This is a genomic window from Caballeronia sp. GAFFF2, from assembly GCF_023631485.1.
In the GTDB taxonomy this organism is placed as follows: Bacteria; Pseudomonadota; Gammaproteobacteria; order Burkholderiales; family Burkholderiaceae; genus Caballeronia.
The window spans coordinates 1-14,183 of record NZ_JALQDA010000048.1 but is presented as its reverse complement, the minus strand read 5'-3'; the positions used below and the strand labels follow the sequence as shown (position 1 = coordinate 14,183).

The window sequence follows — 14,183 nt, the reverse complement described above, 5'->3', positions numbered from 1 at the left end:
TGGTTGATGCCAAAGCAGGAAGAAACGGCGGCAGCGGCCGCTTGAAATGCATCGCAGAGCAACGCCCAGATGCGGCACGTTCGGAAGAGCCCTGAGCGCGTCGATTGCACGCCCAGACATGCGCGCCCATGGGCGATAACCGGGTTTTTCAACGAAATAGACCCGAAGCGGTCATTCGGTCAAATCCAGACTTTGCGAATCGGAGGACCCTAGACCAGCCGTCGGCGACCTCACGAATCGGCCATGAGCAGACGATCGGCTCCACTGGCAGACAAGTTCGCCCCTGCAAAAAGTGATGGTTCTCTATGGATGCAATCGACTTCATCATCCCTACCAGTAAGAACGAGCGATTATGGATCGGCTCCTCGCTGAAGAATTCGTACGGCAAGTCGAGTTTGCTTGCCAACTTGCTTTAGCCCTCTTGAGCATTGATCCAACATTGATGGCATCTTCAAAGTCCGGATCGCCCATCGCGCACTAGCGTTCGTTCTCGTATGCTTCCCAGCTCATTGTCGCGTTTGATATAGACAATGTGCCCACAGCAGCGGACCTCCACATTGCGTCCGGAATGGTGTACATGGTGCTGGTATTGAACCCGACGAAAGAACAGCAGAGTCCTGACCGAATGGCTGATTTGCCCGACAGCCTGTTGTCTCAACTTAGTACTCCCGTTTATGACACGGATACCCGGACTCCCAACATAAATTGCCTTCGTATAATTTGTACCGTAGCATGATATGTGAGGACGACCCGATCACGGTTTGCCAATCGCTGCTTTCCTAACAATCACCGGCCCAAAGGTGAAGCCTCGGAGAAGAGTTAATGATTCATTTTCGCCGAAAATTGTGTTTGACAATGGTGAACCTAAACGCAACTATATTGCTTGTTTTGATTTATCTTTTCGGAGCTAGTGCTGACGTGCGCGCTCAGCAGTTGGATTTTGGCGGAATGTACGGTATGAGTGGGCCGCCACCTGGAAATTTTTTTAATAATCCATCAACCAACGCACCTTCCTGCCCGACTGGTTACACGTCTTATCAGGTTCTTGGAACCGCAAACGTTGATTGGCCTGCATTTTGGTGTGGACGTCCGCACGTTAATGGAGTAGAAACCCTTTTCGACTTCGGCGGGATGTACGGATATTCTTCGAGCACCACGTTGGGGGCCGTGCCATGGAAGGGTTACAACGTCTACGTAAATCCCTTCACCTCCACCGATACCTGTCCAGTTGGTTACTCACACAGCCAAGTCTTAGGCACCCCAAATATCGACAATGCGTTATTTTTCTGTTACCGCGCGCACAGTCCTGGTGGTACCACAATGACTTTTGGTGGAATGACCGGCGATGGGCATTCACCTTATCCTAATCCGTTTACGAATAGCAACTATACGTGTCCACAAGGTTACACACGGTACATTGTTTATGGGACACTTAATATTGATTATTCACTTTTTTATTGTGGAATCGCGACAAATGCGTCAACAACCAAAGCAGGTGATGGCTCGCTTGGCATCGGTGAGCCATTTGTTTCAAATACTATTGTAAATAATTGGAATTTAGATGACCAAATAGATGGCATTCTTTCTCTTCACCCGCGTGTGGTACGAATGTGGATGCTCAATTTTCAAGAGTTCAGCGGCATTTCGTCAGGGGGGTTCAACCCGCGAGCGCCAATCTTGCGCTTTATCAACACGCCGTTGATCGCTTAGTACAATCCGGCGTGACTCTCGTAGGTATGGACAACTTCTTCCCTGCATGGATGACTGGATCAAACGATCCATCTGGATCTGGTATCCCGTGTCCAGCCACTGGCTCGCCGTACGCTACATTCGTGCTAAGCTGGCAGGCTACATGGAAAGCACAAGCCAATACATTCCCGGCTATTACATATTGGGAGATTGGAAACGAGTTGAACGGGTTGGATGTATTAAAGCCAATCCAAAGTGGGGCAGGTTCTTGCGGAAAAAGTCATTTTAGCTATAACGACCGAATCAAAATTTCCCTCGACCTCATGTATTGGGGCTATCGGGGCGTTAAAGCAGGAAATCCAAGCGCCACAGTGTTCATGCCCGCTGCCGCCCCAGTTACCGCTGACGACAACGCAACGAACGATCCAAGTTTGCGGGGCATCGCGAAATACATTAGCGACCTCTATCAAGCTATCGCTTTAAACACGTCTTTGTCCACGAACAAGCGGGATTATTTTGATGGCGCAAATTGGCATCCTTACATTGGTCAAGACGCGACTATGAGCACTTGGGTTGCTACCAATGAAGCAGTGCATGATTCCCTGACGAACTATGGTGATGAAAATATTCCGGTCTTGCTATCCGAAGACGGCTATACGACGCCCAACGCCCCCGCATCCCAGCAGGCGATGCTCCATACAATCAATCTTACGCAGACAAATCTTCCCTGGGTTAAGTATTTAATTTGGTTCAGGGCATTTGCCAATACTCCTGACCCCGATTATGCAATATTGCTTGGCTATCCCTTCCAGCAAACTCTTTCATCTCAGCTCTTTTGTCAGTTTACAGGTTGCAACAACCTTCCCTATCGGTAAGAGCGCCGATATTGCTTGTGCTTGTGATGTGTAATTTTGGAAGGAAAGTCGTGTGTCCGCTGCTCGCCGACCCTTGCTCTTCGGTCATCGGCGGAACCCGATCCAATTCTGCCAGATGGCTTTCTCAAAACTGGTCAGTCGGCCACTTCGGATATTGCAAATTGGAGCGCTAGTAAGGTCGCGGGCGAACTGACCCGATCGGCCATCTCCCGTCGCTCAGTCAAGCCAGCGAGCGGTCATTCGAGCTGCTGCATTACTCGGAAACGCGCCCGATTCTCAAAGCGCCGATGACTACCCTTGCGCCCGCTAGCAGCTGCTTGTCTCGAGGATCTGGTCTCAAACGGCGAGCAATCGATCGATTGTCCTTTGACGCCAGGTCGGAGACCGACGGCGCCTCGATTTCCCCGTTTTGCCCGACAATCGTGGCTGCAAACTAAGCGGTAAGGAAATCGCGATACTCTGCAACGACAGCACGCTGTCACGAAATTAGGCACAGTCTCGCCCCCTTTAAGCTATTGACTAGCACTCGGAACCCAGACCATACCACCACATCCAACTCCTGGACCTTCTTAGGGGCATCGAGGGCACGACTCGCCTCGCGGGTACCGCAAACGGTGGGTTCTACAAAAAAGATACGCCCCGATGTATGTCCCAGTAGCGCGCTTCCCCTTTCTGGCAAAAGCTTTCTTTGATCGTATAAAGCCACCGGCGACCACTCTAACCCTGCCTTTCTTGACCGCCACCTTTCTGACTTTTTTTCTAATCACGGTTTCACCTTTATCGTCTTGGAATGAAGTTCGGAAAGGTATCTACTGTCAAGCGACAGCCGCACAAGGTGATCGATAAACCATAAGCTAAGCGTAATTGTGCCCGCCGACAATTGGAAGACTCTTCCAAAGCTTGCAGTAAAAAGCAATGCCACGACTGCCAGCATCAATGACAGGGTGCCGACTTCTAACAACGCGGTAGCCATTTGGTTTTGCCATCGAGTGACCTTGTACGATTGGAGGTTGAGAGAACTAAGTAGAGATACGAAGCTCGCAAGAACGTACCAAGTAGGAAGCTGCAAGCTGACGCGAGTTGGGCTGTCGAGAACTGCTAGTCCCGCCACCGCAGTGAAACTAAAGCCTGCTAATGAGAGTATAAATCCACGGTGAACGTCTCGCTCTTGGGCGGCCTCGGGAATATCGGTGCTCATCAACCTACGCCATCGCATGCACAGGATGGACCGGGTTATTAGCGGGACGAGCGGAGCGAAATAGGAGGAAAGGAGCAGGGCTTCCATTATTTTAGCTAACGGTACTTCGGGCCGATCGCTCACCAAGATATTTGTTACGAATATCGCAGCTCGCGACCGGCAGATTGTGGCGGGACGCACAAGCGTGGATGGTGCAACCTGCGGATCCCGACCAAAAGGCAGAATTGCACGCCGACGGCGTCGCAGTCAGCCACGAAAAGTCTTCAGCAAAAGTATCGCATGCCTAGTAGGTGAACAAGTTCAATGAAGTTCCTTATTCACGGTTGTGTACTTCGTGCCTGTAGTCCGCCCTGCTGATGAATACCCTAAAGAAAATGGACTCTGATCCAACTGGCTTGCGGAGCGGCCGATCGGGCGTATTCGGTGGCTTTTGTCTGATGGGCGACTCAAAGCTTCGAGCTTGTCCGTCAAAGACGTGATGGTGGGACCGGTGAGTAGTACGAATATAATTGGGACCGGACGATGGCGCTGTGGTAAGTATGCGAAGAATGCTGCTTTTGTTGCTTTTCTTGCTTCTCGTGTCGTGCGTAGCATTTCGTCTGACAGGCGAATTGTTCCCGAAGAAGTTGGGGACTGGCCGGGTAGAAATACAGATACGGATAGCCAGCCAGAATCGCATCATTCGCAAATATCGGATTGTTGTTGATCAAGAAAGAATTGTAAAAACGGCCAAAAAGTTACAATCTGGTGGGAGGAAACAGCGTCGTCAACGGACGGGCAAATCATGAATTTAACCGAGCAGACTTCCTTCTACTGCCACGACCACACATTGCGCACACTACGGTCTGGTTCTCGTTACAGCCATTCGATTTCGTACAGGTGGGCGGAAGTCAACGGCCAGACTTATGGAATCGAACCGGACGATCCTTGGGACCATGCGTTTGCGGCTGTCTGCTTGAACAAGTGGGGGGATTGAGCACCTTACCCCGCCACATGTCGGCGCGACTAAATTCTTCACGGACTGGCAGTAAAGCAGTAAAGCAGATTTTAGTCCAAAAGTCCTGCATGTCCGGATTTCGCCTGTTACGACGGTTGAAAGTCGGAACGTCCATCGTGTCTTGTGGGGTCGCGAGTTCGCATTGGCGGACGGCGTACCGACCATTCGAGGCCGGCTGACGTGCGAATGGCCGGAAAGCGGCGGTCAGCCGCCTGACCAAAGCCGATGTTCGAATGATGGCAAAGGCCGATAACCCGTCGACCGACATGGGCGTCGGGGATGGCGTACAGGTAAAAAACTCCAGAAGGTGCACGACTTCTGAATGACTTCAGGGGCGATGAGTCATTGCTTGACATTGGCCTTCGCCTCATCGCGCCGACAAGAAGGCATTAGAGTTTTCTCAGCTAAAGGCGAAAAGCCGTTTGCAAGTGGACCCCGATGCAACTAACCGTCTGACCCTGTACTACTCAGAGTCCTGCGTCACGTAACGCGTCTAAGAGCAGACTCATGCTGCACGCCACGCGAATCAGCGCCCGATGAACATCACAGGACCGCGAGCGTGCTTTGTTGACGATTCAACTGCGTCAGGATGCGGTCTTCCTTTAATCGGTGCAAAAATAGCGGTTAATCCAAAAACGACTAAATGTAGGCCTCGTGCATTCATCGCCGCTGAAAAGCGGGCGCTCATTTGAGTCCCCGCTTTTCGACCAGAACGACAATTTCCCGTCGCCCCTTACGCCGAGGCCACCTCGCTTGTGACATTCGGTTCAACCGCAGGAGTGAGTGCTTCGACTACCGCCGACTTTTTCGTGGCCACGCGTTTCATCGGCGCTTTCCTCACAGTGGCCTTTTTAGCAGCCGCCTTCTTCGTCGCAGGCGCGGCGTGCTTTCCAGCCGAGGATGTTTTGCTCACTGCCTTCTTTGCTGATTTGACGATGGGCCTTTTATTCAGTGTCGCCGTCTTGGATGTAGTTTTCCTCGCCGCATTCTTCACCGCAACCTTCTTAGCCGCCTTGGTGGCAGGTGCCGACTCAGATTTCGCTGATGCAGGCTCTGGCTTTTCGATCAGAAATTTCGTTCGATCCTTGGCCGCTGCTATCCAGGCCGGCGCAGGACCTCGACCGCTCCAGGTTGCGCCGCTCTTCGGATCTCGATACTTGGGAGCTTGCGGCCCGCGTGCGTAATTGCCCGCCTTCGGCTTCTTCTCAGCGACTGCCACCGGAGCAGTGCTTGCACTGGCGAGAAACTTGTTGCGATCCTTCGCATTAGCGATCCAACCGGGCGCGCGTCCATGCCCAGTCCAAGTCGCTCCAGTCTTCGGATCGACGTATTTGGCCGCGCTTGACATTGCGGATTGAGTTGTCGCCAATGACTTACGACCCGTAGCCGGCTGACGGAAATGAGCAGCGATATCGTCCGGCGTCAGACCATGCTTCTGCATCAATTCATGAAACTTTCCAAAAACTGCCGACGACTCTTTCTTCGCAATCGCTTCGGCCTGAGCCTGAAGCTTGGCGATTTTGTCTTGTAGTGCTTTGAGCGTAGCCATCGACTTTCCCTAGTTGGTCATCGTCGCACTATGCCACACCAGACCTACAAAAGACATGTCACTCTCATCGACACAAGTGTCGGAATCGAATGAGTTCTCAGGAGAAGCAGGGCGGAATAGGCCCAAACAATGCCTAACGAATGCTTAATCTTAGGAAAGACGTTTCGCCCATAAGCATGTGACGTTCTTCTTTTAAGGCCGCGTGGTCGTGATCGACTTTTCGCCCGGCTATCTTGCGCCGAATACATCATTCAGTTGCCGTGCTCGCTTCACGTCATCTGAATGAAGATAAATCGAGGTGGTGGCAATGGACGCATGCCGGAGGTTATCCCGGACGGTCGTCAGTTCCGCGCCATTGGACAGTGCCAAGGAAGCGTGGGAATGTCGCATCCAGTGAGGGGTCGCCGTGCGCAACTTATCGGCGAGCGGCGGATGATCGACTTCGAGCGCTTGCGCAACTTGCTTAAAAAACCGCTCCATCACCGCCCACAGCCGCACGCTGCTAATCGCCTGATTCGGGTCTGAGTCCAGATGGCCGATCAACGGCGTTCTGAGATTCCAACGCTCCCGGGAAACGGGCAGTTGTCGGGAAAGTAAATAAGTTGTCAGCGCGTTCCAGGCCAGTGGCGGCAACGCCACTTTTCCGATCTTGTGCCCTTTGCCGGTGACCCGAAGCCAGTACAGGCCGGTCGGATCGGTCTCGAACTGCCGCAGCGTGGTCCCCACGAGTTCGCCCGCCCGTAGGCCCGTCGCCACGCCGAAGTCGAGCAAAAACCGCAGCCGGTGCGCCGCCGGTGCGGACCAGCCATACGAATATTCCAGCCCATCGGCGATCGTCCGGATCAACTGCCATTCTCCCTCTGTGAACGCGCGCGACGCATCGAGCAAAGCCGCCGTCGCCCCGCGAACTTTGACGCCCGAGAACGGGTTCGCCAACACGTAACGTTGGTCGATCAGCCACCGGAACAGCGCATTCAGAATGGAAATCGCGTGTGCCGTCGATCGTGCCGACAACGGGCCCGCGAAAGGACGCCAATCGGGTGAATGGCGTGGGCGCAGCGGCCCCACCCACCGCGCGTGCGGAGTCGGCCGGCGCAGGAACGCGCGGTACGCCACTGCATCTTCTGTCGTGAGCGACGACAACGCGCGACCGCGCTCCACGATCGCCCACAGGATCAGGCGCTCGGCTTCTTTTCGATACGTGCGCCGGGTCGCGGGCGACTCGTGAAGTGAGAGCCAGGCGTGAATGGCGTCGTAGTCGTTGCTGGCGTCGAGCGTGCAGGTGGCGGCCGGTGCCCGGAAGGTGCCCGCCGACCCATCGACTTCATGCGGCAATTTCAGCGACTCCCACGGTACAACGATGCCACGCGGTTCCGACAGGATCAACGCGCGCGCCCGCTCGGTCAGGGAAGGATAGGCGGCAAAGAATGCTTCGATGGCCTTCGCGCTCGCCGCGCCTAGGTCGGGAATGACGGTCCACCACTGACGCCGACGCGGAATGCGCACGGTTAAGTCAGCGAGGGTGGCGATGCCGTACGCGTGCAGCGCGCGCACGGTGCGAGGCGAGAACCAGTACTCGACGGGGTCGACGATGCTAGGCGTCGGTGCTTGCGCGTGCCGGAGGACTTCGATCGCCTGCGACACGGCTTGCGCTTGCCGCTCGCGCGCGGCGACCGGGTGACGCAGCACGTCTGCAAGATCGGCGCGTTTAACCTGTTCTGCACGACAGATCAACTGCCGGCGAATGCGCCCGATCACGCCGCGCGCTGATTTCGCGAGTTCGTTCGGCAGGAAGCGTTGGACGGCTTCACGCGAGGCGAGGCCGGCGGTCCACGCGCGCAGTGCTGCGAGTTCGTCCGCGGTCGGGAATTCAGGCAGATCGAGCTGGTCGGGTCGGGCGGTGTCGGCGGGGGAGGCTGCGGCCGAGACCGACGATCGTAGACGCGTTTTCATGAACGCGAGTTTAGAGCAAAAACGCGGCTATTAGGATAAGGGTAGTTATCTAAATAGCCGTGTTCCTGAGCGATCAAACGAACTTCGCGGAGGATTGTGCGTGCGCGTGTCGCCGACCAAGACGCCGGCGACGCAGCACGCGAAGTCTGAAACAAGCTAGGAGGCAAGGAGTGCGCTTTCTCAGCATGGCCAAGCTAGGCCAAACGACCGAAAGTACGCACACTGTCCTTGCGACTTGACTTTTAATGTAGATGATTCGCGCCGAATATGATCCATATGCCGTCACCGCTTTGGCTACTCAGGATTCTAATAAATTTATGGCTGTCATCTGTTCTGCTCGAGTCCCCGCGCGTACGGGGCGATCGTTAGGGCCGACGATCGTCCGATGTAACTAAGCGGGCTGGTTAGAGCGTGGCGAGTTTCAGCTTACCAACGCCTATACGTTGGAATGTTGGACTGCTAATTATTATTAGCAGTGAAGGTTTTAATGGGTAAAATGGAGGGTAGCGCCATTTACGCCTCGCCTAAAACCCATTGGCACGGGGCAAAGGCGGGTTTTCGACGAATCGGAGGTTGAGACGTTCCGGCGAAGTGGTGGAGTCCGACCCGCAACGCTACGGACATGAAAGCCAGCGCTTGATGGATGAGGTGAGCACCTGCGGGAGCACGCGCGCGACAGATCGATGGCCAATCAACCCCAACAATTGACGCTGCCCACGCCGCGTACCTACACCCGCACCGACTTCACGGCGCTGCGCGCGTTCGTGCAGCGCGTGCCGGCGGCCACCATCGCGCGGCTTTACTACGATGTCGAACGCGCGCCCCAAGCGGCGAGCCCTGAGACCACCGAGCGCTACCTGCGCCAGATGCGCGATGACCTGGTAAGCCTGGCGCTCAAACATGGCTCATCGGTGCTCGCCGATCACCTGAAAGCCTCGATCAAGCAGCACGGCAGCGCGCGGCTTACGGCCATGACGCTGCGCATGATCGAGCAGGCGTCGACCATGGCGGCCGCCTCGCCGTCGTTGGGCCATCCGGTCGAGTTGTGGTTCCGGCCGCTGATTGCACGACGCTTGATCGGCGAGGGGATCACCACGCTGGGCGCCCTGATTAAGTACTGCAATGCCCGTGGCGGCAGCTGGTGGCGATCCGTGCCGCGCATCGGACCGCTGCGCGCGGCGACCCTGGTGGCATGGCTGCATCGCCATGAGCGAAGCCTTGGTGCACGCGTCGCCGACGACGTCGATGCGAGGCCACTTGACGTCACCTTTCGCGCAGCGGGCGAGCCGGTCGCCATCGTGGTGGGCGGCGATCCGGCCGTGCCGCGTCTGGCGCCGTTCGAGCAGCTTGCCGTGCCGGCTGAGTTATCGGGCGGTGATGGACTCCATCGAGGCATCAACCGTGCGGGCAGCTTCGCCTTCATTCGTGCCGAGCACGATCTGGCCGCCGTGCACGCCTACCTGCACCGGTATCGCGATCGTCCGGTGACCCTGCGTGCCTATACACGGGAGCTCGAACGGCTGATTTTGTGGAGCGTGGTCGTTCAACAAAAGCCGCTGTCCTCACTGCTCGTCGAAGACTGCGAGACATACAAGGACTTTCTGAAGGCGCCGATCGCGAGCTTTACTGGGCCGAAGCGTCCGCGCACGAGCGGCCGTTGGCGCCCCTTTGCGCCCGATGGACTGTCGGACGACAGTCAGGCGTATGCGGTGCGCGTGATCCACGCGGCGTTCGCCTGGCTCGTCGAGGTGCGCTATCTCGCCGGCAATCCTTGGAGCGCGGTGCATGAACCGGCGACGGTCATTCGCGAGACAGCGGTGCAGGTTCATCGCGCCTTACCGGCCGATCTTTGGACGCGCGTACGAAGGCTCCTCGACGCCCGTTGTGTGGCCTCGGCATCTTCGACACCGGCGGCGACGGGACAGTCGTCGGAACGTTTAGCCAAGCAGGCGCGGGCGCGTGAGCAGCAAGAGGCGGCGCCTCAATGGCGGGCTGCGCGAGCGGCCATTCTTTTGATGGGTGACTCGGGGTTACGTCGAGTAGAAGCCGCTCGGGCGAGGCGTGAAGACCTTCGGCCTTCTGACGTCAGAAGCGACTTGTCGACGTCCGCGCGACAACCATCGGGGGAGGCGTCTGGCGCGCGTGCGCGATCCGTCTGGACCCTGACGATCGTCGGGAAGCGGCGCAAGCAACGCACCGTGCCGGTGAGCAGCGCCACGCTTGATGCGCTGCGCGCTCATTGGGCCGACCGCGATCGCAATTTCGATAGTCAGGCGCACGGGCCGCTGATCGCGCCACTTTGGATTCCGGAAACCAACACTGCACAGAATCGGCATGCCACTGACGACGATGTGGCCTACACGCCGGACGCGCTCGGGCGGCTGGTACGCATGGCTGTCCGCCGACTGGTGGTTGAGCTTAGAGCCGACCCCGCGTCGCTAAGCGAGATGAGCACCGAGGACCTGGTGCAACTGGTCAACACCTCGGCACATGCGTTTCGCCATACCTTCGGCACGCGCGCCGTCGCGCGGGATATGCCCACCGATGTTGTGCAGTCGATCCTTGGTCACGCATCGCTGCAGACGACCTCGATCTACGTCAAGGCGGAAAAGCGGCGCATGCTTGAGGCTGCCGCGCGGTATTACGCAGACGACGACTCTTAGTGCCCTAAGCTCGAACGCGGAGGGTTATAAAAGATGTTGCTTGAGGAACGGCGTCATGTCGCCGAAAAGAGTTCGGGCGTTATCAGCTCGCCGATACGCCGCCGGCGCGCTTGGACAATGAGATTTCTGTAAGCTAGAAAACAGGAAGTTGGTTCGCTGCGAAGACATGCAAGAATGGGCAGATGGCTATAAAACGTGGCCCGGTCTATCCATTTCGTTTGACAGGGGTGAAAAACTGCACTTGTATTCAGGAAGCCAAATAGGCCAGCAGAAAGGGGACATTGCGTCGCCGTAGCGGCATTTGACGACCGGATTAGCTTCAATCAAACAACCGCTTTGACGTTTTTGCCGTTAGCCAAACTAGATTACCTCAATGGCAAAAATAACAAGCCTCGACAGAGGCATCGACGGATTCAGGACCGGCGATTGACGTCTTCGGTGAGCGCGTCATGGAAGCGCTCGCACGCCTCTTGCAACCGCGCTGTTGCGTCGCCGAACGCCCGCGCATGCTGTTCGGCTCGTTGTGCCGGGTTCAGGAATGGCGCGACGTTCGATTTGGCCACTTTGACGTTTTGCAGCGCTCGAAGGGTCCGCCGGCTTGCGCCAGTTGCTTGCCGCTCAAGTTCCGAAAACAGCATTGGCAGCAACCAATGGTTGGTTGACAGTGATGGAGTCGCGCGATCCGCAGCCGCTTCGTCATTTTCAGCACGCAGGTGCAGCTCGCACACCATTAAAATGCGTTTCGACCAAACGTCAAAGACGTTCAGCGCGCCGCGCAGCGCGCGCGCCTCGTCCGAAACGAATGCCGAGTGGGGATCTGAAGTGCTTGCGGGGCGCAAGTCGCCTGCCCCCTCGAAGAGGTGGTCGAAGGGATTCATCGCACGGTGCACCATCGTCCATCGTGGCCATCGAAGCCGTCTAAGTCGCGGTGGCATTACGGATCTCAAATTGGTCTCCTCTTGCAATCGTACACGCTTGCGCCGTGCCGACGCTCGGGTCTTCGCTAACGACAAAGAGTCCCGCCCCGCGGGCGTTTTTTTGTCCGCCACACGCTTGCGAGTTCAACGCTGGACGATGGGACCCTAAATCAAAAAGACATTTGCGAACGCACAGCATGCGAATATGCCCCTGTTTCCGAATTCCGAGCCGTTTCCCAGTCATGACCCAGCAAAACAAATTTAAGCGAGGGCTTGGCCAGCGCGCCCGCAACAACAAGGCCATGTTCTTGCCTGTGAGCGAGGCGACCGCCAATCATATATCGCTTCGCTCATGGACTTCGCTCGATCGCGTGCGCGCGGGGGACGCTGACCCCGAAGCCGTCCTAGCGCTCGCGCACGCCACGGTCGTGGCCGCTCGCGTTGCCCAGTTGGGGTTTGGTTCGTTGGCCAAGGAAACGCTAGCCGAGGCGGCCACGGGACTGGCAGAAGCGATCGAGCGGGGCTGCCTCGATAATAACTGGCAGGTTGCGCCAGCGGTTTTCGCTTCGATCGGCCGCGCGCTTAATGAGCATCACCGCCAGCTGTTGCAGGTTCGTATGGGCGTGATCGTGGAGGCCAATGAATGGCTTGAGGCAAAGCTCGATCACGGAGCGAGGATGCAGGACCTGCTAGACACGCTGCTGCCGCGATCCCAGTTAGATCCTGGCGATTGAGCGAAAACGATACGTTTTAGGCGTTAGAGCGCGACGCTTGCGGAAACTGAACGAGCGAAACCGAGAGTGAACAAGCAAATGGACGAATGTGGCGGAGCGGGCGACGAACTTGGAAAACGCGGGCAGGTGGAGGCCGAGTTTCAGGAGTTTGTGCAAGACGTGGCCGCGCAGCGGTTTTTCCTAAGCAACCCGGAGCGGCGCGCGGCGCGCGCTATGTTGGCCGAGGGTTTCTGCTCGGTGGAAGTCGCCGCCTTCTTGCAAGCGTCTCCTTGGGCCACCTATTACCGAAATGTCGTGAGGGAGCACCACCTGCCCGAGTCAGCAGCGACGCGGGACGCGTTGCGCAAATCGTTCGAGCTTGGCGAAAGCGGAAGGGTCGCAGCTCAGCGGGCGATCGGGGCAACGCGCAAGAATGGTCACGAGATGTTTGGCCCCGTCACCGCGCCGAGATATCTTGACTAAACCGTCCATATCGCCTCTGTTGAGCTTGAGATTGAGCTTTTCGGCCGGGTGCACTCCCGCGACAAGCGCTGGCCGGCTTGGATGCGCGAGTTGACACAGGGGCGGCCTCCTTCGATCGACTGAGGGACGTCTGCGCTTCGTGACCTGGCCAGTGCGGGCGGGCAGTCTCGGCGCAACGTACGGTAGCACGGCGCACGTCGGCTATCAAACGCTGCCGATCACCAGAACGTTTCTCGACTGTCTCGCGCTGCCGGTTTTACCCGTCGTTCTCGTTTCCCGTGACGGCGAACGTCACCAACGACTGCATGATCTCGGCGCCGATTATCGACTTCGGCTCGAAGGTTCTCGAGTCATTTCCGGTTCCAGCGTGGTTTTGGTAAGAGATTCACTTCTGAGCGGATGAAAATTTCGCGGCCTTGGCTGCATGGGACTTGCTGGCAGATGTCGTTCAGTCGATTTTCATTCGCGAAGCGCTGCCAGACTAACTTGGATTTGCGTCAAGGCGGAGTAGCGGCGCGACAATACCAGACGACGTATCTTGAGAGTTCGCTATTTCGCCGGAGTCGCATCCAAACGCCTTCGCTTTACGTATCGTACGGGCAACCGGTGCGACGGTCTGTTCGATTCGTGTACTGCTTGATGCGTGGGAATGCGGATCACGATAGTCGGTCGCACGGCATCCATGCGGTTTACGCTCGCGAACAGAGACTGAAATTGGAAATTCGTTACCGGCTTCATCGCTTACTCATTACACAACAACCAGCCACTGCCGGCAACCGATCCGCTGTGCTGCTTCAGATAATTGGCTTTGACGGGCATCTTTGGCCCACTATCTCTATCCCGACCCAAGCCAATATCGATCACGAATATCGCACAGCTTTAGAGCGAGGTGTGAGCATGGTGGACAAGGCCTGCGAAAGTCGATTGGCGAACCCATTGGACGAAGCCCAGCCGCGCTATTAGCCATCGCCGCTAGCGTCGACCGAGCTCAGGCGGATATCGTTGCACGACGCACCTCGCGCTTGGCAGAGGCCGCAGCATTAATGCGCGGTGTTGATTGTTGAACCGCCCCGGAAATGTAGGAGACTTCGGATCTTGGCTGTAACGGGAGATTTGAAGCATGGAAAGCGAAGGCAAGACAAGGAA

General features: G+C 56.7%; 9 protein-coding genes. 5 read left to right on the top strand and 4 right to left on the bottom strand.

From position 1 onward, the window contains the following. The first annotated feature begins 822 nt into the window (after window positions 1-822). Both NCT04_RS31885 and NCT04_RS31880 read left to right on the top strand, forming a co-directional pair. Entirely contained in the window at window positions 823-1,710 is an 888-nt protein-coding gene (locus tag NCT04_RS31885; protein WP_250469835.1) for a hypothetical protein, read from the top strand. A gap of 26 nt (window positions 1,711-1,736) precedes the next feature. Further along, window positions 1,737-2,564 (top strand): hypothetical protein, encoded by an 828-nt coding sequence (locus NCT04_RS31880; RefSeq protein ID WP_250469834.1) that lies wholly within the window; start codon window positions 1,737-1,739, stop codon window positions 2,562-2,564. Between the two features lie 763 nt (window positions 2,565-3,327). On the opposite strand, the gene NCT04_RS31875 is transcribed toward NCT04_RS31880, so the two are convergent. The 3 genes from NCT04_RS31875 to NCT04_RS31860 form a co-directional block, all read right to left on the bottom strand. Continuing rightward, complete coding sequence (locus NCT04_RS31875; RefSeq protein ID WP_250469833.1) at window positions 3,328-3,762, bottom strand: hypothetical protein; 435 nt, start codon at window positions 3,760-3,762, stop codon at window positions 3,328-3,330. Between the two features lie 1,730 nt (window positions 3,763-5,492). Then, window positions 5,493-6,308, bottom strand: coding sequence for an H-NS family nucleoid-associated regulatory protein (locus NCT04_RS34545; RefSeq protein ID WP_284509483.1), 816 nt, complete (start codon window positions 6,306-6,308; stop codon window positions 5,493-5,495). Between the two features lie 228 nt (window positions 6,309-6,536). Further along, a complete protein-coding gene (locus NCT04_RS31860) occupies window positions 6,537-8,261 on the bottom strand; it encodes a site-specific integrase (protein ID WP_250469832.1) in 1,725 nt (574 codons plus the stop codon). A 683-nt stretch (window positions 8,262-8,944) separates the two neighbouring features. Between NCT04_RS31860 and NCT04_RS31855 the strand changes: the two genes are divergently transcribed. Beyond that, on the top strand, window positions 8,945-10,924 hold the full coding sequence (locus NCT04_RS31855; protein WP_250469831.1) for a site-specific integrase: 1,980 nt from the start codon (window positions 8,945-8,947) through the stop codon (window positions 10,922-10,924). Between the two features lie 413 nt (window positions 10,925-11,337). On the opposite strand, the gene NCT04_RS31850 is transcribed toward NCT04_RS31855, so the two are convergent. After that, window positions 11,338-11,802, bottom strand: a complete 465-nt coding sequence (locus tag NCT04_RS31850) for a hypothetical protein (protein ID WP_250469830.1) — start codon at window positions 11,800-11,802, stop codon at window positions 11,338-11,340. A gap of 281 nt (window positions 11,803-12,083) precedes the next feature. Here NCT04_RS31850 and NCT04_RS31845 point away from each other — a divergent pair, with 281 nt between their 5' ends. Both NCT04_RS31845 and NCT04_RS31840 read left to right on the top strand, forming a co-directional pair. After that, window positions 12,084-12,575: a hypothetical protein gene (locus tag NCT04_RS31845; protein ID WP_244832074.1), complete on the top strand. Its 492-nt coding sequence runs from the start codon at window positions 12,084-12,086 to the stop codon at window positions 12,573-12,575. Between the two features lie 66 nt (window positions 12,576-12,641). Then, window positions 12,642-13,037 (top strand): hypothetical protein, encoded by a 396-nt coding sequence (locus NCT04_RS31840; RefSeq protein WP_244832075.1) that lies wholly within the window; start codon window positions 12,642-12,644, stop codon window positions 13,035-13,037. Window positions 13,038-14,183 lie beyond the last annotated feature (1,146 nt).